The organism is Brevibacillus sp. BD137 (assembly GCF_041644655.1).
Lineage (GTDB): Bacteria > Bacillota > Bacilli > Brevibacillales > Brevibacillaceae > Brevibacillus > Brevibacillus brevis_D.
The window spans coordinates 91,775-115,986 of the sequence record NZ_JAOTNO010000003.1 but is presented as its reverse complement, the minus strand read 5'-3'; the positions used below and the strand labels follow the sequence as shown (position 1 = coordinate 115,986).

The 24,212-nt window shown below is 40.0% G+C and carries 14 protein-coding genes; 13 read left to right on the top strand and 1 reads right to left on the bottom strand.

What is annotated here, in order from left to right:
• Positions 1 to 100 precede the first annotated feature (100 nt).
• Positions 101 to 4,606: an S-layer homology domain-containing protein gene (locus ODZ53_RS07200; RefSeq protein ID WP_372676488.1), complete on the top strand. Its 4,506-nt coding sequence runs from the start codon at positions 101 to 103 to the stop codon at positions 4,604 to 4,606.
• A 76-nt stretch (positions 4,607 to 4,682) separates the two neighbouring features.
• Here the strand turns inward: ODZ53_RS07200 and ODZ53_RS07195 are convergent, their stop codons facing one another.
• Complete coding sequence (locus ODZ53_RS07195; protein ID WP_106779554.1) at positions 4,683 to 5,342, bottom strand: YigZ family protein; 660 nt, start codon at positions 5,340 to 5,342, stop codon at positions 4,683 to 4,685.
• A gap of 272 nt (positions 5,343 to 5,614) precedes the next feature.
• Between ODZ53_RS07195 and ODZ53_RS07190 the strand changes: the two genes are divergently transcribed.
• The 12 genes from ODZ53_RS07190 (at position 5,615) to ODZ53_RS07135 (ending at position 24,210) form a co-directional block, all read left to right on the top strand.
• Positions 5,615 to 6,823, top strand: coding sequence for a TolC family protein (locus tag ODZ53_RS07190; protein WP_372676487.1), 1,209 nt, complete (start codon positions 5,615 to 5,617; stop codon positions 6,821 to 6,823).
• 450 nt (positions 6,824 to 7,273) lie between these two features.
• Entirely contained in the window at positions 7,274 to 10,444 is a 3,171-nt protein-coding gene (locus tag ODZ53_RS07185) for an S-layer homology domain-containing protein (protein WP_372676816.1), read from the top strand.
• Between the two features lie 118 nt (positions 10,445 to 10,562).
• The gene (locus tag ODZ53_RS07180; RefSeq protein WP_372676486.1) at positions 10,563 to 12,902 is read left to right on the top strand and encodes a hypothetical protein; all 2,340 of its coding nucleotides are present in this window, start codon (positions 10,563 to 10,565) and stop codon (positions 12,900 to 12,902) included.
• A gap of 179 nt (positions 12,903 to 13,081) precedes the next feature.
• Positions 13,082 to 13,795 carry a tetratricopeptide repeat protein gene (locus tag ODZ53_RS07175; RefSeq protein ID WP_372676485.1) on the top strand — a complete coding sequence of 238 codons (714 nt, stop codon included), beginning with the start codon at positions 13,082 to 13,084 and terminating at the stop codon, positions 13,793 to 13,795.
• Between the two features lie 33 nt (positions 13,796 to 13,828).
• The gene (locus tag ODZ53_RS07170) at positions 13,829 to 16,141 is read left to right on the top strand and encodes an O-antigen ligase family protein (protein WP_372676484.1); all 2,313 of its coding nucleotides are present in this window, start codon (positions 13,829 to 13,831) and stop codon (positions 16,139 to 16,141) included.
• Between the two features lie 123 nt (positions 16,142 to 16,264).
• Complete coding sequence (locus ODZ53_RS07165; protein ID WP_372676483.1) at positions 16,265 to 17,575, top strand: GumC family protein; 1,311 nt, start codon at positions 16,265 to 16,267, stop codon at positions 17,573 to 17,575.
• Positions 17,576 to 17,621: 46 nt separating this feature from the next.
• A complete protein-coding gene (locus tag ODZ53_RS07160; RefSeq protein WP_372676482.1) occupies positions 17,622 to 18,632 on the top strand; it encodes an NAD-dependent 4,6-dehydratase LegB in 1,011 nt (336 codons plus the stop codon).
• Between the two features lie 55 nt (positions 18,633 to 18,687).
• Positions 18,688 to 19,872, top strand: a complete 1,185-nt coding sequence (locus tag ODZ53_RS07155) for a LegC family aminotransferase (RefSeq protein ID WP_372676481.1) — start codon at positions 18,688 to 18,690, stop codon at positions 19,870 to 19,872.
• A gap of 317 nt (positions 19,873 to 20,189) precedes the next feature.
• Entirely contained in the window at positions 20,190 to 21,311 is a 1,122-nt protein-coding gene (locus tag ODZ53_RS07150) for a hypothetical protein (RefSeq protein ID WP_372676480.1), read from the top strand.
• 2 nt (positions 21,312 to 21,313) lie between these two features.
• Positions 21,314 to 22,825, top strand: coding sequence for a murein biosynthesis integral membrane protein MurJ (murJ, locus tag ODZ53_RS07145; RefSeq protein WP_372676479.1), 1,512 nt, complete (start codon positions 21,314 to 21,316; stop codon positions 22,823 to 22,825).
• The gene (locus tag ODZ53_RS07140) at positions 22,818 to 23,684 is read left to right on the top strand and encodes an aldolase/citrate lyase family protein (RefSeq protein ID WP_372676478.1); all 867 of its coding nucleotides are present in this window, start codon (positions 22,818 to 22,820) and stop codon (positions 23,682 to 23,684) included. The genes murJ and ODZ53_RS07140 overlap by 8 nt, the downstream gene beginning before the upstream one ends.
• Positions 23,656 to 24,210, top strand: coding sequence for a sugar transferase (locus ODZ53_RS07135; RefSeq protein WP_372676477.1), 555 nt, complete (start codon positions 23,656 to 23,658; stop codon positions 24,208 to 24,210). Before ODZ53_RS07140 ends, ODZ53_RS07135 begins: the two co-directional genes overlap by 29 nt.
• The last annotated feature ends 2 nt before the right edge of the window (positions 24,211 to 24,212 follow it).

Sequence of the window (24,212 nt, the reverse complement as noted above, 5' to 3'; positions counted from 1 at the left end):
GCAGAAGGGAATTGTCCGATAAAGATAGGGAGAATTACATTGTCCCATTACAAGTGTGGGACACATAAGAGGCTTCAAAAACAAACGGAGAGGTGAAAATATGAATAAGTCCTATCAACAATTCCGTCGTTGGCTGGTCATGTGCCTGACGATGATGTTAATTGTTACAGGTATGTTGCCAGCAGCGCCAGCTTCTGCGGCTCTAGGTTCCAACTGGAACAATACGACAGGTATTCAGACGCCTTCTGGCTATCTTGCGTCAGGAAGTGGGGATGGTAAAATCTATAGCACGCCGATCAAGACCATTTCCAAATTGGTACATGGAGTCGTGCTTACTTACAAGGATATCTCCAAAAACGGTCAAGGCGTTGATGTACTAGTTGATAATGTTCCACTTGTGAACAATCAATTATTCGCAAACGACAAAATTACACTGCCAGATTTTCAATTGAATAGCAGTGGAGCAGTTACAAAAGTAACTGTGAGGCCAAAAGTAACACTTGATCCAACGAACGATACAGCAGATATTTTCTTTCAGTACACACCAAACCCTTCTGCTCCTGGATTAGGAAAGCTAACATTTTTGAACTCAGGGCAAGGTGAGCATCAAAGTGACCCTATTAAAGTAACAAACCGAACAGTATCTAATTTGAAATACCAGTATGATGTTACAGTTGCAGTGGATAAGACTCAGGCTGTAGAAGTTCAAGTAAATGGAGTCACTGTTCGAACAGTAAACGGCCCTGGAGGCACTTTGCCAGATATTGATTTATCCCCAGGTTTGAATGCTGTTCAGTTGTATGCGCCAAATACAGGCGAACGTGACATTATCTATTACGAGTACAACTCGCAAAATAGCCCAATTTCCATTACCAACTTCTCTGGAGGAACGACAGCTTATACCCCAGTGATTTATGGAGACTCTACGATTACATTGGTTGGTACGTATGGTAGTGGAGTAACAGGAAGTAGCTTGAGACTGAAGTTGATCACGAACAACGGCACCACCGTTCAAGACTTGGCCAATACAGCGCCAGCAATTAATGGTAGCACCTTTACATTTAGCAACATCGGCTTGAAGCCTGGTCTGAACCAGATCGCTTTCTACGAAAAGGTAGGAAATGTAACGAAAGAGCATTACCAGTTCTTTGTGCAATACAATAACACACCACTTGTCAGTGATTTGAAAGTAAATGATACACCGCTGAACGATCCGAATGTCAACACAAATCCGACCTATATCACGGTTCCATCGGTTAACCGTCTGAATTTGAATGTGGACGGGAAAGCGCTCAATGCGGATACCGTTGAAGTGAAAAACTTGCGTACAGGTGATGTGGTCAAATCGCAGGTGAACCGCACTGGATCTTTTGGGTTGAGTGTACCATCGCAGCTTGGAGAAAATACCTTGGAAATCAGAGTATTTAACCAAAATAAAGAAGTGGGAACATTCGTCCGCAAGCTGTTGGTCACCACTACATCATCTGGAAGCTCTGATCAGTATTACAAAGTAACGTTGGGTGGAGTGGCGCTGCAGCCTAACCAGCTATCTACGGTAACAGGTTCAACGTATTCTCCAGCGATGACTTTGAATGGTGCGGCACTTTTGAAATTCGTAGATATTGCTGGTACGCAACAGTTCCAGGAATTCAAGGTCACGATTTCTGAAGGCGGAAGTAAGACTGAATACAAGAGTGGAAACGGAGTAACCTTTACGCCGATCGGTAATCCGCAAAGCGGCTTTACCGAATATGCGGTTTCTTTGGCGGTACCTGCTGGAGTATTCCAAGATGGAAAAACGTACAAAGTATCTTTGAGTTACCAATATCTGACAAAGGCATCGGATAATACAATAACGTCTCCATCGGGCTTTATTAATGTCGCAAACTACGAGTACGAATTCAAATACTTGGATAACTCCAAGCCAAACATTTCACAAGTGATAAATTTGGCAAATGCACAAGCATTGTCTCCGACGGCTACGAATATCATTGTTACTTCACCGTTGGAGTTGAAGGCAGTCACGCAAAATATTCCGACTCCTGCAAATTCAACCATTACGTATAACGGGCAGACGTTGACTTCTGGAGTTGACTATGTGATTGCGTCAGCTACTGATGGATTTACACTTACCTTGAAAAAGTTGCCACAGGGTCAGGGGAAATTAGTAATTGGATATCCTGGTGGAACAGGCTCTGCTACTTACACCCTGGATATTCGCATTACCCCATTTGCTCAAATCACCTATGTAGATGCAACTGGACAGGTACGCAGCTTTGAAGATGGATATCAAGTAAAGAGCGAGAATGACATCCGTAATCTCGACGGGAAAGTGTATAACTATGTTTTGAAGGGCGGTACGTCAAGTAATATTGAGGCAACCTTAAATGGTGCGAATATCACTATTTCTGATATCGATACAAACAAAGGTACCTTTCTTATCGCTAAAGATCAGCTCGCTTATAAAAAAGGCAATAACGTCCTGAAAATCACCTTGAAAGATGATCCAAAAACAGTATTCACCTATAACGTTTCCTACAACTCATCCAAGACGCCATCTGTAGAGGATGTAAAGCTGGAGATCATCTCCAATGGTGATACTGAAGAGCTGACCAAGAAAGCTGGAGATGCATCCTATAAAACAGGCGCCAACTTCTTAACCAACTTGAGCTTTACAGTAAATGATGCAACACATGTCTACATCGAAAAGAACGGAAAACGGATCAATGATTTCCGCTACAAGAGTGGAGATTGGGACCAAGATACGACAAACCAGGAATACGTAAAAGCGCGCCTGGAAGCATCGTTGAATAATGATTTGGAAGACTTGTTTGACGAGACAAACATTGATTCACAGTCCCGTTCCCGATTTGAAGGGAAGATGAACACGAAGAAATATGGTGATCTAGTTGAAGAGGTACAAGATGCCGTGACTGATGCTAAGGCACAGGAACAGAAGCTGGCCCTTTTCCCTCTGACTTTGAAAAAGGGTGGAACAACGGTCTACACCATCGTAGCTGAAGATGACAATGGTACTGTCATTCGCTATGACATCAACATCGATCAGAAATATTCCAGCTGGGAAGTTCTATCCCCAGTAAAAGCAAAAGAAAGCGATCCATACGTGATTGTAAATAGTAACAGTGCAGTTGTGAAAGTGTTTGCGGAAAATGCAGACAAAGTACTGTTCGGAAAAACAGAAGCAAAAGTGACCAATACAAGCAACCCTGACTTCTATTACGATGACAAGCAGGGCAAGACCATACCAGAGACTTATTATGTGTTTACATCTACTGTTCCGCTTAAAAAAGGTCTAAACACAATTAAATTCTCGGTTGTGGTAGGCGATAGCACCTATAAAGACGAAATCAAGATCTACAATGCGAGCTCAACTGTAAATGGTGCAGAATATCGCGATGTATTAGGAAAGAAAACTGCTTTCAGTGTGTTTGATAAGCAATTTGAGCTGAAGTTCCCGAAAGGTACCGTATTGCTGTCGCCAGATGATAGCCGTGCTGGTCAAGAAGTGAAGAATCCAAGCGGAGATATTTTTGTCGATGTACCTCTATACTTCGGTATGGCAGACCGGACAACAGGACAAATATCCATCGACGAGGATAATCTGGAAGAACGACTGGTACTGGAAGCAAACTTCAACTATGCAAGTCCCCTGTACTATGTAGATGCAGGTGATACAGAAGCCCCGGGTGGTCGTGATCCATACTTCGATGAAGGCGATGCGGAAGACTTCAAGAGTCGTTGGCAAGACAATCTGGTTCCTAGCCTTCGCGGTACAATTACCATCAAATACGATCCATCCATTGTAAACGCAGCGAATAACATCCTGACCGTTTTCTACCACAATGGGGATGAATGGAAAAATATTGGTGGCGTAGTGAGTACAAGCAAAAAGACTGTTACCGTGCCGTTTGCTGGTTTTGGTTATTATATGGTCATGAAGACGAGAGAAACATACGATGATGTCATCGGACATGAGTTCGCTCGTGATGCAATTGAGACGCTGTACGCCAAAGGAATCATGCCAGCATACAGTGGAAGCAGCTTCGGCGCTAACCGTGACATGACTCGTGGCGAATTTGCAACGATGCTAGTCAAAGCGATGGATCTGCCAATTAACGCTGGACCATATCGGGATAGCAACGAGCGTGATCCGTTAGAACCAACCTTTACCGATGTTCGTCCGAATCGCAATTCGTGGGATTATGAGTACAAATATATTGAGACAGCTGCTCGTGCTGGGATTATTCGTGGAAAACAACCTGGCTACTTCCGTCCAGATGAAAATCTTACTCGCGAAGAAGCTGCAATTATGATCTCACGTGCGCTTAATCTCAAATTGGGCACACTCGATGCTTCCAAACTGGCTTTGAACAAAATGTTCTCAGATGCCAAAGACGTTAGCTACTATGCAGCTCCATCCGTACTTGCTGTCAGCAAGGCGAAGCTGATGAACGGCGAAATAAATAATCCAGGTGAGAAAAAGTCAACCTACAGCTTCAAACCAACAAACAACCTGACTCGTGCTGAGATGGCTGTCATCACTATTCGTGTCATGGTCCAACTCAAAAAACTGCCTAAGCAGTAAGCCGAGATATTTCGCCATATATAATAGAAGAAAAGCTGAAGAGGTCATCGCCTCTTCAGCTTTTTTCATGGAAAAATTACTCTTCTTCTACATCGCCAACCGCGTCTACAGGAACCTCCACATATTCCTTTTCCCCGAGTACGATCTGAGCTTGTCCATTCGTCAAATCAACCATCCTTGCGACGAACTCATCCTGTTCCCCCTCAGGGATCAGCACATGCGCGGTAACCTTGTCTGTAAAATCCGTACCACTCACGCGATGTTCGCCCAGACGCAGTTCGTTCTCGACCTTGCCCCACCACGTATAGTCCACGCTGACAGAGATCGTCTGATGCAGCGTGTGCACCACGATCTTTGCAGCCTTCAATGCAGTGACGGTTCCAGCTGTATAAGCCCGAACGAGTCCACCGGCCCCAAGCTTGATTCCGCCGAAATAGCGAGTGACGACTACGACCGTATCCTTCACGCCGTTTTTCTTGATGCATTCCAGGATCGGCTTGCCCGCCGTACCGCTAGGCTCCCCATCATCGCTTGAGCGCTGAATCTGATCGTTTTCACCGATGACAAAAGCAGAACAGTTATGGGTAGCGTCCCAGTGCTTCTTTTTGATCATCGCGATAAATGCTGTCGCTTCTTCCTCCGTGGTAACTCGCTGGGCATATCCGATAAAACGGGAGCGCTCAATGACGATATAGTCCTCACCGTAGCCAGCGATGGTTTTGTATTGGGTAAGCATCGTACAATCACCTCAAGAAAAGGATAGCATGCCAAAGAAATGTTGGCGAACACTGAAATGTTTTTGACACATAATCGTAGTACTCTATGTGGTGCTTGTGGAATAAAAAAGGAAAGGGAGGAGTTCCTTATGATTCCCTTATGAAAATGCTGGTATGGCATAATTTTGCGTGTGAGAAGGATAACTCTGTGATATAGTGATCTTGGGACAAACCACATATTTAATGTGGTTAATAATTTTATGCTCAATATAAAATAAAGGAGTGGAAGTCAGTGAATTTTCCATATTCGAAAAAGAAATGGATGTCTATCAGTTTGGCGGCATTATTAACAACAGCCCTTGGCGCAGGAACTTTGACAGCATCTGCGAATACAGGCTCCGATCAAGCAAAGGCACCTACGACTGTACAAGCGTCTACCGATAAAGTAGCAGCTGAGGCAGGCAAAACGAATACGACAACGACTGATACTGCCGCAACAGATGAGTTGACGCTGGAAAAAGCGATTGAACAAGCCTTGAAAAGCAACGTCACATTACAAAATGCTCGTTTGGATGCGAAAAATGCAGATATTAACGACTCGATCATCTATAGAAGCACGGCACAAATGACGGCAGATATGCTGGATTCCTTAGATGCTGCGCAAGCAAAGTATGTGAGAAGCGCCCAAAGTGAAATGACCAAGAAGCTGAATGCCCTCGCTGTTAAGTCTACAGAAGGAAAAATTAAGTTAGGCGCACAAGATGTCTATTACAAACTGATTTTCGCTCAAGATGACGTGAACCTAAAAAAACAAAGCTTAGACCGTGCTGAAGCACAACTGAAAGTAGCCAAGGCTGCATTTGATGTTGGGACGAACGCGAAAACAGACGTCCTTGAAGCGGAAATGGGCGTAGCTGGTGCAAAAGCTGAGTTGACGAACGCGGAAAATAACCTGGAAATTGCTGTGATGAATCTGAATGATTTCCTCGGCGTTGATCTTCAAAAAGAATGGAAAATCGTCTCTGCCAATAAAAAAATGGCTCCAATCTCGATCACCATGAAAGATGCCGAGAAGGAGGCCCTCTCTAAACGCTTGGAGATTACGAAAGCAGAAGAAGAGCTCAAGCTGGCAGAATTGAATGTGAAGCTGATCGCAGAGTATACGGCGGCTTCAACTCTTTCTGGTCAAGAAGCTCGCAACAACGTTGAGAAATCGAAGCTTGCCATTGATGAGGCAAAACGTACCGTTTCGAAGGACGTTGCAGAGGCATACCTCAACCTAAACGCAGCTCGCGAGGCGATTGACTTCCAAAAAGCAGCAAAAGATTCCGCAGCTGAGAGCTATCGCTTGAAAAATTTGCGTTATGAAAATGGACTTGCGACGACTTTAGAGGTTATTCAATCGGAAGAAGCATTGTCTACTCGTGAGAATGCGTACCAAAAAGCTATCCTGTCTTACAACTTGGCTGTCGTAAACTTTGAAAATGCATTAGGAAATTAACCTAATTCAAGCAAGATTATGAGGTTTTGAACCAAATTGGAAAAAGGTTCAGTCGTGACAGCTCGCCATATGTCCCCTATAATACGGATTGTGGCGGATGTCACTTCGTACATAATGGACAGGTGAATAACGAACCACGAAAAAAACTTTAAATTTTTTTCGAAGGCGCCGCAACTTTTGATTCGCTCAGGCGTTTAATAGGATGTCACACGAAAAACGGGGAATTGTGTAAAAAAGATTCACGAATTCTAGCAGTTGTGTTACACTAGTGATTGTTGCATTTTACACAATACTGAATATACTAGAGATTTTTAACACAAAAAGCGAGGCTTTCCTGCGAAAGGAGGTGACACGCGCTTGCAGGATTCGGGCTTTAAAAAGAAAGATAGATTAACAACAAATATTCCCCAAGAACAATTTGTTTATACTAGAGGAGGAGAACACAAGGTTATGAAAAAGGTCGTTAACAGTGTATTGGCTAGTGCACTCGCACTTACTGTTGCTCCAATGGCTTTCGCAGCAGAAGAAGCAGCAACTACTACAGCTCCAAAAATGGACGCTGATATGGAAAAAACCGTAAAACGTCTGGAAGCTCTTGGCCTGGTAGCAGGTTATGGCAACGGCGAATACGGTGTAGACAAAACTATCACTCGTGCAGAGTTCGCTACTCTGGTTGTTCGCGCTCGCGGACTGGAGCAAGGTGCGAAATTGGCACAATTCAGCAATACTTACACAGATGTGAAATCTACTGATTGGTTTGCTGGTTTCGTAAACGTAGCTTCCGGCGAAGAAATCGTAAAAGGTTTCCCGGACAAATCTTTCAAACCACAAAACCAAGTTACTTATGCTGAAGCTGTAACTATGATCGTTCGTGCACTGGGTTATGAGCCATCCGTTAAGGGTGTATGGCCTAACAGCATGATCTCCAAAGCTTCCGAGCTGAACATTGCTAGAAGCATCACTACTCCTAACAATGCAGCAACTCGTGGCGACATCTTCAAAATGCTCGACAACGCTCTTCGCGTTGACCTGATGGAGCAAGTTGAATTCGGTACTGACATCCGTCATGAAATCACGAAAGAAACTCTTCTGACTAAATACCTGAAAGTTACTGTTCGTGACATGGAATGGGCTCAAGAAGCTGGCAACGACAGCGAAGACCTGCCATTGGTAACTAACGTACCAGCTATCGGTCTGGGCAAAATCAAAGCTAACGAAGTTACTTTGAACGGTAAAGACGCTGGTATCGGCAACACTACTTACAAAGTAGCTGACGGTATCAACGCTAACGATTTCGATGGTCAACACGTACAAGTGTGGATCAAAGACGACCGTGAAGACGTAATCGTTTGGATGGAAGGTTCCACAGATCAAGAAGTTATCATGGACCGCGTTGGCGAGTTCACTCTGAAAGGTAAAACTTTCGAAGATCCAAAAGATCTGAGCAACTCTGATCTGGCTGATCTGAAATTGGAGCTGGATGCTAGCGAAAAAAGCTACCGCTTCAACAAAAACACTAAAGTAACTTACAACTTCACTCGCTTCAACGATCCAGTTGATGGTTTGAAAGAAATCATCAAGGACAACGCTGATGGCGGATTCACTTTCGGTGCAAAAGTTGTTCTGGACAACAATAACGAGATTGCTTACATCCACGTTATTGACGACCAATCCATGAACAAAGAAGACGAAGGCGTTAAATACGGTTCCGAAGTTATCTCCAAAATCGATGCTGATAAAAAGAAAATCACGAACCGTGATAACGACAAGTTCAACGACCTGGAAGACAAAGAAGAAGGTAAAGACTTCTTGGTATTCCTCAACGGTAAACCAGCTAAATTCAGCGATCTGAAAGAAGGCATGGTTTACAGCGTATACTACGCTGATGGCGACGAAGACAAATTGCTGGTATTCGCTACTGACACAGTAGTAGAAGGTAAAGTAGACAAAGTTGTTAGCCGTAACAACAACGACTACCGCCTGACTATCGGCGACAAAACATACCGCGTTTACGAAGGTGCTACTTTCTCCGATGACGGTAACAAAGATGTTCAAGACATCGACAAAGACCACTGGGATCTGGTTGACAGCTTGGACGACGAAACAGTAAAACTGTACCTGGATGCTTCTGGTCGTGTTCGTCACATCGAAACTAAGGATGCTATCGACGATCGCAAACAAAAAGCAATCGTTACTCGTTCTGCTGTTTTCAACTCCAGCAAAGACACTTGGGATTTCCGTGTGTTGACTCAAAAAGGTAAGGAAATTACTGTTTCCCTCGAACCTAAAAATATCTATGACTTTGATGGTAAAAACTTCTCCAGAGACAACAAGAATGATGAAGATCTGGAAGACATCCTGGTACCTAGCAAAGACAAAGACACTCTGCTCTTAGAAGTAACTCTTGATGCAGATGGCAAACCAGGTAAAGTTGAATTCCTGAAACCTGTAAAAGTTGCACAAGAATCCGGTAAAGCTTGGGATGACCTCGCTGATGAAGACGACGATATGGTTGGCGACTACGAAGTTACTGACAAAACAGCTGTCTTCAACATGACTGGTAAATTGGAAGAGAGCAGCAAACGTAAAGAACTGAAAAACGCTAAAACTGCGAAGTTCAAAGACGTTGCTGACGAAAACGACCTGTCTGTAATCTACACTGTAAACGATAAAGACGAAGTAGAAGCAATCTTCGTTGTTGAAGGTGATGGTTTGACTGGTGATGCTCACTACGGTCAAGTGATCGACTTTGGTCGCAAAGGCGGTAAAGACACCATCAGAGTATGGGAAAAAGAGAAAGACAGCAACAAAATCGTTGAGAAAGAATACAAACTGGATGGCGATCAAGACGATCTGAAAGATGACGACATCCGTCGTAACGACTTCATCGCATTCACATTGGATTCCAACGACGAAGTTGTTGTTGACGATGTAGTTGAAGTAGTTAACAAAAACGCTAAAGACATGCTCGCAGAAATTACTGATGAAAAGGGCATGAAAGATGCAAACATCGACAAAATGGTCGTTGGTTTGGTTTCTGATGTAAACAAAGACACCATCACTTACAAAGATGCTGACGACAACAAGAACAAAGCTAGCATCAAATCTGCTACAGTTTACTTCGATCTGTTCGATGACTTCGGTGAAGCAGATGGCGTTAACGAAGGCGACTACGTTGTAATGATCGACAGCAATGACATCGCCGGTACTAAATACGACTTCGTTCTGATCGTTTCTGACGCGAAGACAGTTCGTAAAGACAAACTGGAAGATGACGCAGAAGCATTCTTGAAACAAGAACCAGTTAAGCCAGATCCAGGTGAAGATAAATGGGATGCACTTCCATCTAGCTTTACTGGTAAAGCAGTAAGCAGCGTTGGCCTGTATCAAGTAGTTGTTGAACTGAACAAAGGCGTTACTCGTTCCGATGTTAAAGACTTCGCTCTCTACATCGAAGGCAAAAAAGTAGACAAATCTACTTACGAGATGATCGAAGACGGTAACGGTTGGAAAGTTCAATACTACGTTCAAGACGATTCTAAAGTAACTAAAGGCGAAGTCAAAGTTACTAACGCTAAAGGTGAAACCGATACAGCTTCTGTTAAATTCGAAGAAGCTTAAGAGTAACACTTTTATCAAAGAAATATAGCAATGGGAGCATAGAGGGGGGATATCCCCTCTATGTTCTAAATGCCCTATAAAAATAGAACTTCCTATCAAACTTACGGAGGGGTAGTACGTGAATAAAAAAGTAGTCCTTTCAGTTCTCTCGACTGCAGTAGTAGCTAGCATGGCGGCTTCCGCTTTTGCAGCACCTAAAGCTGGTATTTACATGGGCGGAAACGTCAAAAAATACTATTCTACTGATGTAGTATTGAACATGACCAAAGAAGCTAGAAAATCTTACTTGGAAAATGTTCGCCTTGCTGGTCCGAACGCGGTTGTACAAGTTGACAACCAAGGCCGTGGTGCTTTCCTTCAAGAGATTCTTGATGAAGGTCGCGCAAAAGCTTATGAAGAAAAATTGGTAAAAGAAGATTTCATCGACCTGTATGATGTAGTAACTCTCAACGGTACTACTAACGGTACAGAAGATGCAAAATCAAAAGTTGACCCAACTCCTACAGGCGACCTGAAAGTTGATACTGTAAGTGCAGTTGACGCTCTTACATTGCAAGTTAAATTTAACAAAGAAGTTCGCCTTGATTCTGCACAAGATCCAGCTAACTACAAGCTGAATGGCGCAGCTATTCCAGGTGGAACTGCTACCAAATATGAACTGCAAGCTGACAAGAAAACAGTATTGATCACTTTGCCGTTTGCTAACAAGCTTGCTAATAACAGTACTTATCTGATGTCTGTATCTGGCGTGATTGGTGTAGACCAAAAACCATTGGCAGCTGCATTTAACCAAGCAATTTCTTTCAATGATACTACTGCACCTACACTTGGCGCTGTAACTTATGAAGATATCAACACTGCAAAAGTAAGCTTCTCTGAGCCAATGATTCAACTGGCTGGCGCTTCTATTCGCATCTACGATGAAACTGGTGCAGATGTAACAGCTGCTGGTCTTGAACCTGTAGTAGATGGTAGCGGATTTGCTATTGCTAATGGTGGCAAAACTATCACTCTCGACCTGACTAATGCTGTTGCTAACAAAGCATACACTGTTAAAGTGTACGGTGCAGTTGATGCTTCCGGTATCGGTGCTGGTACGAAGACCTTTACTGTAACAAAAACTTCCACTGACATCACTAAGCCTCTTGCAACTACAATCGCTGCAACTGGTTTGGATACCTTCAAAATTACTTTCAATGAGAAAGTAGTAAAAGACGCTGCGAACAGCGGTCGTTATGGTACAGTATCCATCGACAATCAAACAGCTTTCGATCTGGTTCAAGGCGGATCTGTAGCTGCTCTGACTTTGAATGAAACTGGTACTGAACTGACAGTTAAGCTGTCTGCTCCGTTGACAGGTGGTCTTCACACTGTAGCAGTAAACAATTTCGTTGATGCTTCTTTGAACAAGCAAACAACTGCGTTCAGCAAACTGGTTAACTTCGCTGCAGACGTTACTGCTCCGAAAGTAACTGGCACTACTGTACAAACAGTGGGTGGAGCTGACAGCATCATCGTTTCCTTCGATGAAGAAATCAAGAAAGCTTCTCCAGTTCCAGCTAATGCTATCACTGGTGGTAAAGTTGTCTCTGAGAACGTAGAGTATGCTGTTACTGCATTTGGTGCTTCTACTAACCTTTACGATCCAGATGGCGATGGCAAGTCCAACATGCTGAGCATTGCTCTTCCAGCAGGTTCTAAGTCCGGTGCTTACACTGTTACTCTTGCAGCTGGTGTAGTTGAAGATCTGGCAGGTGTGGATAACGCGACTGGTTCCCTGACCTTCACTTACAACCCTACTACTAGCTCCAGCAAGCCAAAAGTAGTAGATACTGACGACAACCCGAACAACGGTGCTAGCGGAGTGACTGCTCAAGTTGCTGGTGCTCCAAACGAAATCACAGTTGCTTTCAGCAAGGAAGTAACTGATGCAACTGCTCTGAATGTTGCTAACTACACTGTTGATGGCGAGCAAGTATTTGAGAAGGCAGTATTCGTTAACGACAAGAAGACTGTGAAATTGACTCTGAAACCAGAGGCAATTAAAGCTACTGCAAGCTACTCCTTCCAAGTGAAGAACGTAGCAGATGCAGCAGGAAACGTAATGGATACTGTAACATTCATCCAACCGTTCACTGAAACTGTAACACCTACAATCAAGTCTGCAGCTGTTGCTGGTGTAGATACTCTCTCCATCACTTTCAGCGAAAACATGGATGCTGCATCCCTGACAGACAACAATGATTTTGAACTGTTGATTGGTGGCGTGAAAGCTGCTGGAACTCTGTCTGTAAGCGGTACTGGTACTACTTACACTGTAACTCGTTCCACTTACTTCACACCTGATGACTTGAACAAAGACATCCAAATCAAAGTTCTTCCTACTACTAACGCAACAGATGCTTCTGCAATCAAGAACGCTCTGAAAGGCGATGTAGTAGTTCCTGTAAGCAAGTAATAACACGAAGTAAAAGGCCCGATTCCTCGGGCCTTTTTTTCTTTGTCATGAATGTACTCTTTTTGAAAGTATATTAATTATAGTCACATTGTATTTACATATTATTTAGATGAGAATTATGATAGAATAAAAAAGTCTGTTACAATTTATACATAGTTATGTAAGTGGAGGAAAAGTACATGCATATAAAAAGAACGATATATTCTTTATTGCTGGTTACTTCAATGATCATTAGTTCTGCATGTAGTGATAATGACAAAGTTGCTCCAGATGGAGGAGCATCTAATACCGCGCCATCATCTCAAAGTGGACAAAAAGGAACAGTATCTAATGAAGTTGCAAAAAAGTTTGAGCTGGGAGTAAGTTTGTATAATGAAGAGAAACTGGATGAGGCATTTAATGTATTTCAAGAATGCATGACCCAAGATCCAGCGAGTGGACAATATGAATATTATATTGGTAACATCATGCGTAAAAAGAAGGACTTTCAAAATGCTCTTGTTAACTATCAAAACGCGATTAAAAAGTCACCTGACCTGATCGAGGCGTATAATAATAGTGCAGCTATTCTAATGGCCACTCAAAATTATGACCAAGCTCTGCAAACTGTGAATGACGGGTTGAGTAAACAACCAGATTTCAAGGATTTACAATTTAAAAAAGCTCAAATCTTATTCGTTAAAAAGCAATATAGTGATTCAATTAAGCTGTTAACACCTTTGGTAGAAGACCCTCATTATTTTGAATCAAATCGCTTTTTAGGGTTAAATTATATAAATTTAAGCGATAAGGAAAATGCTTTAAAACATTTCAAGCTATATTTGGAACAAGCTCCTGACGGTGTTGCATTTAAGGAAAATGTTAAACAACTTGTTGTAGAATTAGAAAAGTAGTAATGGTTATACAGATTGAGACCGGAGGCCACAATGGAAAAAGTAATAAGTTGGATTAGTTATATCACTCTCTCAATAGTTTTCATTTTTACTCCGTATCTACGGGGTTTATTTTTTGATGCGGATATATACATCACAGAATTAATTATAATGGGATTGTTTTTTATATTTGCAACAAGTATATTGATCCGTAGGAATGAGCAGGATAATACGCTGATTTATCTAGTAGTAATGCTTCTCCCGCTGAGTCATGTAATCTCATTGGCTGTAGCGTTAACTCCAAAGGGAGCACTAGATAATACGTTTCGGTGGTTCAGTTATGCTGCATTTTTTATGATAATTATTTGGACGAGGCATTATTTTAATAAGCAAAACTTAAATCATTTCATGGAAAAGAGCTTATCCTGCATTTTTCAATTTTCAGGGATATGGATTGCCTTATATGCGCTTTTTGGCTTATGGGGATTAGCGGATTTTCAGGACATAACGCTTGGATATCGTCTAGCAGGTTTCTTTCAATATCCAAATACGCTAGCTGCTGTTGTTGGAGCATATTGGATTTACACACTGCTTAAGATGATTAAAGAGGATATATCCAATAAGGAAGTTTTTATCTTAAGTTTGCCCTTGGTAGTTTATGGGCTTTGCTTCTTCTTTACTTATTCAAGAGGAGCGATGGTAGTTCTGCCAATCGCATGGTTATTCTCATTACTATTGTTAAAGCCACGCCAGCAATTAAAATATACATTATTTACCTTCACGTCGCTAGTCGCTTCTGTTTTATCGTTTGAATTATACACCACTATTATTGATAAAAATAACAGTAGCTTGACTATTGCGTCGTTGATTGCTTTTAGTCTATTAGTTGCTGTACTAAATATTTTAGTCAACCGAACGAATCGAAAAGTAAGTAATCTTCGAATCGTTCGGTTCATCGAGTCTAAAAAATATGCAAATTACGCTATTCCAGGTGCACTATTTTTACTGCTCGGATTAATAGCAATTGATCTGTTGAAACAAGGCTTGGTTTATAAGTTACTGCCTGAGGGCTTACAAAACCGTATTAGTCTTATCAACTTTGAATCGAATAGCTTTATAGCGCGGTCAAACTTTTTGCAAGATGCGTTTAGTTTTAGTAAAAATTCTCCTTTCATAGGATGGGGAGGGGAAGGTTGGCGTTTTCTATTTACACAATACCAGCAAATCCCTTACTGGAGCAATGAAGTGCACAATGGATACTTAGAAATGCTATTAAGCGTTGGGTGGGTTGGTCTTCTTATATTTATGTTCGTTATGGGTTTCTTTCTTTATCAAATGTTAACGTATTTGAAAATCGAAGTGCATAGTGAAAAGAGAACCCAAATTATTGCTTCCATAGGCGCATTATCCATGCTCTTTATTCACGCGTGTATAGACTTTGATTTCTCATTCGGAACGGTTTGGTTTATAGTATTTTGGATTTTAGGAATGTCAGTACCAATTGAACCGAAAGTAGCTTGGAATAATATAAGCGTTAAATGGAAGAAGGTAGCTTTAGCGCTTTGTACGGTTTCAATAATGATCTTTTTCGTATATACCATTAAATTTTTTGTATCGGATCAAATAACACAAGGAATTGGAACTAATGAAGCTGTTAGTGAGATGAAGAAGAAATTGGAAGAGGGGGCTCTCTATAATCCTTATAGAAGCGAAATTTGGTTAGACCTTGCAAATATGGAGGTTTATGACTACAGAGTTAATAAAAGTGAATCTTCTAAAACGAATGCGGTTAATTATAGTATGAGAGCTTTAGAACTGGAGCCACAGAACGCTAGTCTTTATCATCAAGTTGGAACCATATATCTATCATTGGGTGCAATTGATAAAGCATTTCAAAATTATCAAAAGGCAGTTAATTATGACCGTTTTCATGTTAAATATCGAGAGCAAATCATGATACTTTTGTCTAATTTGGCAGTGGACGGTGTCAAGAATAAAGCAAAGGATGCAACGTTTTATGCCGATGAAGCAATTAAAGAGCACAAGGAATACAAGGCAGTGTTCGATAAGTACCGGTCAGAAAGTGTACATGATAAGAGACCGTTAGAGCTATCTCAAGATGCGAAGTTTCTTTTGGCGCAATCATACGTAATAAATAAGGAGTATAGCGAAGCTTTAGAGCTTCTTCTGCCTATTTGCTCGGATAGCAGTTCTTCAATGTATACGGACGCTGTGGCACTGCTAGTAAATGTATATGAAACTATGGAAGAAAAGGCAAAGGCTAAACAGATTGTAGTAGAGATGACAAAGAGCTATCCAGTTTTCCCTCAAAAAGTTGTGGAATTCCGTGAAATCTTTCGTAAATAAGAGTAATTTTTCAGGCGAGTACAGTTGTGGTTCATAGCTTTACAATATCTTTTAAGATAAAATATAGATGACAAATTTCTCTGAGTTTCTCATTTGTCTTTTCATTCAGGAGGCAGGAAGTTGATGAATCAAATAGAGTATAAACAAGAAGAGCTTGGTTTAAGAGAAATAATAACAATCATCACAAATCGAAAACGTTTTATCACGATTGTTACGATTCTTGCAATGCTAGTAAGTGTCGTATATGGTTTTTTTATTCAAAAACCAAAATATGAAGTTAGTAGCACCTTGATGGTTATGACCATTGCTCCTGAAAATAATGAAATGAAACTGGATAGTTCAGTGGACTCGCTCTTGGCTGTTCTATCTAATTATCCTCAATTGACTATGCAGACATATGTTGAGCAAGTCAAAGATCCTTACTTAGTGAAGAGAGTTTTTGATAAATTACAGCTTGGGCAAAAATCGTACACCATCGATAGCTTAATTGAGAATGTAGATGTTGAGGTTATAGGCGATACCAACTTGATTCGATTAAAGCTAACGGGTGCAGATCCGGAATTGATCAGCAATATTATTAATACTTGGTCGCAAGAGTTGGTGCTTTTTGTAGCGACAAAAACAAAAGAGCAATTAGGAAGATCAGCTTTCTATTTACAGGAACAAATGGAAAATGAGCAGAAAAAGGTAACGGAAGCTGTACAAGCATTAAAAGAGTACTTGAAAGAGCCAAAAGGAACGAAAGAATTAACGATCGAGATAGAATCACGGATGGAGCAGATTACTGAATTTAAGACGAAAATAAATCAACTGGAAGTAGATATACAGAGCCGAGTTTCCGCAAGCAAGCAAGCAGACTCTTTACTTCAACGGACTTCTGAGACCTTGGTGACTAATAAAACAATTTCAGATGATCCATTTTTGCATTCTGTAGTAGAGCAAAACACCAAACGGGGAAGTTTGGAAACAGGTGCACTTCAAATGAAATCCGAAGAAGTAAATCCAGTGTATACCGATCTGAAAAAAGAAATCGCGAAGATAAATATTGAGATCGCTCAGTTGACAGCTGAAAAAAAAGCCATAGAAAAATCGTTAACTGATAACAATAAAGTTCTTGAAGAATTACAAGTTTTAAATGCTGAAAAGGAAGCAAAATACAGTATTTTAGAAGAAAAATTGAAAAACGCTCGAGAAACTTATAATCAGTTTGCCCATAAGTATGAAGAAGCACGGATAACAAGCTCCGCTGGCATCAGTGAAACAAACGTAAGTATTATGTCACCAGCATTTGTACCTGAACAACCTGTTAGTTCAAACATTATTCGAAATATGATTATAGCGGGAGTCGCTGGTATGGTTTTGAGTTTGCTCTATATTTTCTTAAGCTATTACGCGAACCCAAAGAGCACCACTATGTCACGCGATATTAATTAGAGCGATTATTATCTTTAGAGGAAGAATTTAGCTAGGGGGAATTTAGGTGGATTTCAAAAATAAAAAAATCTTAGTAACCGGAGCTGATGGTTTTATTGGCTCTCACTTAGTTGAAGAACTGGTAAGACAAGGAATTGATGTACGGGCATTTGTCATGTATAACTCTTTTAATTCATGGGGATGGCTGGATCATTCTCCGAAAAGTGTAATAGATAACCTTGAAGTGTTTTCGGGCGATATCAGAGATCCATATGGTGTAAAAACGGCCATGAAAGATTGTGACATTGTATTTCACTTAGCTGCACTTATTGCCATCCCATATTCATACCACTCTCCAGATACTTACGTAGATACGAATGTTAAAGGCACGTTGAATGTGGTGCAGGCTGCAAGAGAACTGGGAGTTCAAAAAGTTGTACATACCTCTACTAGTGAAGTATACGGAACAGCAAAATTTGTGCCTATTACAGAAGAACATCCGCTACAAGGACAATCACCTTACTCAGCTTCAAAGATTGGTGCAGATCAAATAGCCATGTCCTTTTATTCATCATTTGGAACGCCGGTTTCCATCATTCGTCCCTTTAATACGTACGGGCCACGCCAGTCTGCAAGAGCTGTGATTCCGACGATTATTACGCAAATAGCAAATGGCGCTAAGCAAATAAAAATGGGATCACTCCATCCAACACGGGATTTTAATTACGTGAAAGACACGGTTAATGGCTTTGTTGCAGTAGGCTCCTCTGATGCTTCTATTGGTGAAGTGATTAATATAGGAAGTAACTATGAAGTCTCCATTGGAGAAACAGTCGAGATTATCTCGGAAGTTATGGGAAAAAGTGTGGAAATTGTAACAGATGAGGTTAGATTAAGACCAGAAAAAAGCGAAGTAGAAAGACTGTGGGCGGATAACAGTAAGGCAAAAACTCTGCTTGATTGGGCCCCTGCTTATGGAGATCGTGAAGGCTTGAAAAGAGGTCTGAAGGAAACCGTAGAATGGTTTACCGATTCAGAGAATTTAAAGCAGTACAAAGCAAATATCTATAACATATAAAGAATCTACTTAATTAATTATTAATAAAATCTTCTATATGACGGGAGATCTCTATATGCTGGTTAACAAAATATACGAAACCCTATCTACGGTTCTAGGAAAAAAAGAAGAATTCATTGCCTTACATGAACCAAAGTTTCAAGGAAACGAATGGGAGTATGTGAAGGAATGCATAGATACTGGATGGGTATCTTCAGTAGGGAAATTTGTGAACCGATTTGAAGAACTCTTGGCAGAGTATACAGGTGCTAAGCATGCCGTTGCTGTGGTTAACGGAACGGCTGCTCTTCATATAAGCCTTAAGCTTGTAGGTGTAGAGCAAGATGATGAGGTTATTATGCCAGCTCTTACCTTTATTGCTACTGCTAATGCAGTAAAATATGCTGGAGCCATACCACATTTTGTCGACAGTGAAGAAAATACCCTTGGACTCTCACCATCTAAACTAAAACAGTATCTCAGAGACATTGCAACAGTTCGAGATGAAGGCTGTTTTAATAAAAAAACAGGCCGGCGCATTAAGGCAGTTGTTCCAATGCACACTTTTGGACATCCAGTGGATTTGGATCCTCTGATCGAACTGTGTCGGGAATATAAGCTAGAATTAGTAGAGGATGCGGCGGAATCTCTTGGTTCATATTATAAGGGAAAGCATACGGGCACATTTGGAAAAGTTTCTACTTTAAGCTTTAATGGTAATAAAGTCATCACAACTGGAGGCGGCGGAGCAATTCTAACTAACGATACTGAGTTAGCGAAGCTTGCCAAGCATTTGACAACAACCGCAAAATTACAACATAAATGGGCTTTTAACCATGATATGGTTGGATATAATTATCGATTGCCCAATATTAATGCAGCCTTGGGATGTGCTCAATTGGAACAAATCCCTCTTTTTTTGGAGTCAAAAAGAAACTTAGCCAATGAATATATTAGGGTTTTTTCAAATTTACAAGGAGTGGAGTGTTTTCAAGAACCTGATTTTGCAAGAAGCAACTACTGGTTGAATACCTTGTTACTTGATAACAATAATTCTTGGATGCGGGATCAAATTCTAGAGATTACTAATGAACTCGGAATTATGACAAGACCAACTTGGACGCTACTTAATAAACTACCAATGTATTCAGATTGCCCAAGTATGGACTTGTCTTGTGCGATAAACTTAGAAGAACGTATTATTAATATCCCAAGCAGTGTAGGTATAAGAGCATTTTCTGAGAGTAAAGAAATGTGGTAGCATATTGGAATGTAATTAGCTAGAACAGAAAAAATGTACCCGTAAACGAGTTACGTTTTGAAAATTTCTGTTCTAGCATACATTTTAATAATGCTATCTTGTTGTCTTATATGATTAATAATATCAATGGAATTATCAGCGATAAATTGGTAATATGCCGATTATACTAAATATTGGCCTGGAGCATTATGTGAAAAAATCATTTACTTTGGATCTACAGATTGGAGGCGAGAGAAGTTTTTGACCAGTGCTCTTTTTATCACTCTCTGTAGAAGTTAAGCATAATACATTTATTTGAAATGGGAGGCACCATGAGGGTGAGAATTGGTCTTTTACAGTATTGCATACCTATTGCACTAGCTATGTTAAGCTGGTTCATATCATTGGGAGATCCATTTTCAATATTTTTCTCTATACTTGTTTTTTCTATTTTTGTCTTACTTGTCATACGAAACAAAGGGCTATCTTTAATAGCTTTTTTTGTTTTTTCAAGTATTTATTTATTGCTGCTAGCATTAGACGCCTTTCAATTTACATATCTTCCACAATTAAGAGGTTATATACATCTTGACCCATTTGAAATGCTGGCGGCCGGAGATAAGTGGGCGCCACGGTTTTTGGTATCTTATCCATCAATTTTGCTATCAAATATCCTCGATATAGATTTAGATTTTGCCTTTACCATTTACAATATTGGTTTGTTTTTAATAATGATGTTTCTATTACTTAATATTGGTAAAATAGTTAGGCCAAAGTATGCAATGGTCTTTTTAATAGTGTCTATTCTTTCCTTTGTTTTTTTATCATTTATCATGAATGGACGGTTAATCGCAGCTTTCTTAGGAATAACAATTATTTTATACATACAGATTAAAGCTATATGGAGAAAAAACGGGATCAGATTAATTGATTACTTATTAATGGTTATTGGATGTTTTATTAGTACTGTAAGTAGTGGAACAATGATAGTTGCATTTGTTCAATTATTTATGGGGAGTTTTGTGGTATTAAAAATAACAAAGAAAAAAGTTAGGTATTTGGTTTTGTACTTAGGGTTATTTTTAGGTGCTTTTGGAACGTATTTAATTGTTATGATAAACAAAAACTTGGATTTCTTTGGTGGTGGTTTAGCTGGCTTGATCAATATGTTTCATCATGGAATAGGAGTTATTTTATTTTTAAATAAATGGATTGTACTTGTTTTTACTTTTATGGTTTGTTTATTTGTTTGGATATATGTAAAGTTATTTAAACAAGTATTGAAAAATGAAGTTTTGTTGATGCCAATTCTTGTTTCCATTCCTATCTGTTTTTCATCGGGGATGTTTGGCTTCTCCACTGCTTTGATGATAGTTCCTTCTATGATCATATTAAGCTGTTATAGCATCATTTTCGTCATTACCTTTCTAAAGAATAAAGAAATTGCAGAAGAGGAATAAAAATGTTACGAAAGTTATTTAAAGCAGGATCATTAGTTTTTCTTGGGATTCTATTAGGGAGGCTATCCGGTTTTTTTAGGGAATCGGTTTTGGCTACTAACTTAGGTATTACTAATCAAGCAGATATTGCGGTCCTAATACTTACGTTGCCTGATTTGTTAATAAACATACTAATCGGTGGAGCGATGGGAGCAGCGTTAATACCAGAAATGAAGCAACTTGGTCAAAAGGAAGCCTGGCGCCTCTTTTTGCAATCAAGCGTGCTTATCTGTGCTTTCTTTTCCCTTTTATCGATTGTTTTGATTATGAGTGCTTCTTACATTGTTACTATATTTGCTCCTGGATTTAGTATAGAAGATATACAGGTAACAAGTCATTTGCTGGTGATTGTATCGTGGTCAATACCTATCACTGCCATGACTGCGGTTGCAACTTCGTTTTTACAGGCAAACAATAAGTTTTTTACTGCTGCTTTAGGAACGCTGATTTTTAATCTGACAATAATTACAGCGTTGCTATTTCCATCTGAAAATAAATTAAGCATACTCTCTTATAGCATTTTACTAGGTGCGGTTATCCGCTATGTTTCGCAGGTAATAAATTCAGTTAGTATGTACGAGAGAACAAATGTTTGGAATGGTATGCTTGTTCATAAGCAACTTATATTAAAATATTTTCAGGCATTAGCAACAGGAGGACTTATCTTTCTTTTGCCTGTTATAGCGAGAATTATAGGTTCATATGAAGGTACTGGTTCGCAAGCAATGATCAATTATTCCAATAAGTTTATAGAATTACCACTCGGGGCAATATTAACTGTATTTCCTGTCGTTTTATTCCCCAAATTATCTCAGCTGTTTTCAAATCAAGAAACTGAAAAACAAGGTATTTCTATAGCGAGAGAGTCGCTTCGGTTAGTATTTATATTATCTGTTGTGATGGCAATCAGCCTATCTTGGTTTAGCTTGGACTTTATTAAAGCTTTGTTTGGTCAGGGGAGTATTCCGGGAGAGAGCATCAAGAAGATCGCATATCTTACTTCTCTGGGGCTCCTAGCTTTGCCTGCTCAAGGAATGTCGGCGATGACTCAAGTCATTTTTAACTCCAAAAGTGATATGAAGTCGCCATTTTATATAAGCTTATGGGCAGTGATAGTATATTTATTACTAGCTAGTGTGTTACAACCACGATTTAGTATTGAAGGAGTAATTGTGGCCTTAGTAATCGTGAATTGGGCTGTTCTTATTTCCCATCTGATCGTTTTGCGTATTAAACATTCTTTAGACTTATACTCTATTTTTCTAGGCATGGCTTCGCTTAAAGTACTATGTGCTAGCGCAGCCGCGTTTGTACCCATTGCTTACTTGTCCGTAAAAATTTCACACAATTGGTTTGTAGGAGTAATTTTTGCTCTAGTTGGAGGAACTATCTCATTGCTGGCAAGTTTAATCATATTAAAAGAGTATCGTGAGTATCTTTTTCAACTTTTAAGAAGGAGAAAATTACATGATTAAATTGATGTTGATAACTAATGATCCATTCATGGCTAAAACCGCTATTGACTCTGGAGTAAATCGCATATTTGTTGACTTGGAGATAAACGGTAAAGAAAAGCGTCAGGGACATTTGAATACAGTGATAAGCCGTCACTCTATTGAAGACGTTAAGAGGATACGTAAAGCGGTTCCTTACGCCGAGTTGTTGGTAAGAATAAATCCTCTGTTTGATGGCTCTCAGGATGAGGTAAACGAAGTTATGAATGCTGGTGCAGATATAATCATGCTTCCGATGTTCTATCATTGGAAGGAAGTAGAGACTTTGGTTCAAATGGTAAACGGGAGAGCCAAGGTTATTCCCTTAATTGAGACGCCCCCAGCTATGATAAGAATCGCTGAAATAGTTAAAGTGAATGGGCTTGAGGAAGTGTACATTGGTCTAAATGACTTGCACCTTTCTTTAGATATAGATTTTATGTTCGAGCCATTGGCAACCGGATTGATAGATTATATGGTCAGTACTATAAAAGAGGCAGGCTTATCATTTGGATTTGGTGGAATAGCAAGAATGGGTGAGGGTGTAATTCCAGGAGAGTTGCTTCTTGGCGAACATGTAAGATTAGGTGCATCTTCAGTTATTTTATCTAGATCGTTTCATGGCAATGCCAAATCTTACGAAGAATTGAAATCTAATATTGATATAAAAACAGAGATACTTAAGCTTCGGCAGATGGAAAGTCAGTTACAACTTAGATCTGATAAGATGATTAAGAACGACCAACAGAAAGTAAAGGAAATTATTCTCTCAATATCAAAAGATTTATGGAAGAGGAAGGTAGTAAAATCAGATGAAGCGACTATTCGACCTTATAGCTAGTGCACTTGGGCTAATCATTCTTATGCCTTTGTTGTTGATTATTGCCCTGTTAATAAAGTTTGATTCGAAGGGGCCGGTGTTTTTTCGACAAGAAAGGGTTGGTCTAAGGTGCAAGTCATTTAAAATATTCAAATTTCGAACAATGGTAATCGATGCAGATAAGCAAGGTCCTTATTTTACAGCGAAAAATGACAGTAGAATAACGAGAGTTGGAAAGTTACTAAGGAAAACTAGTCTGGACGAGCTGCCTCAGTTCATCAATGTGCTTCTTGGTGACATGAGCGTAGTTGGGCCACGTCCCGATGTATTTGAACAGGTAGAGAACTATACGATAGAAGAGTGGGAGGAACGTCATTTAGTTCAACCAGGCATTACAGGTCTCGCTCAGGCAAAAATAAGATCAAATGCTACGGTTGAGCAGAGAAAAGCATACGATTTGGAGTATGTTAGAAGTAGAACTTTCTTAATGGATATAAAAATAATATTTTGGACAATAAAGCAAGTGTTATTTAAAGGAGGCTACTAGCT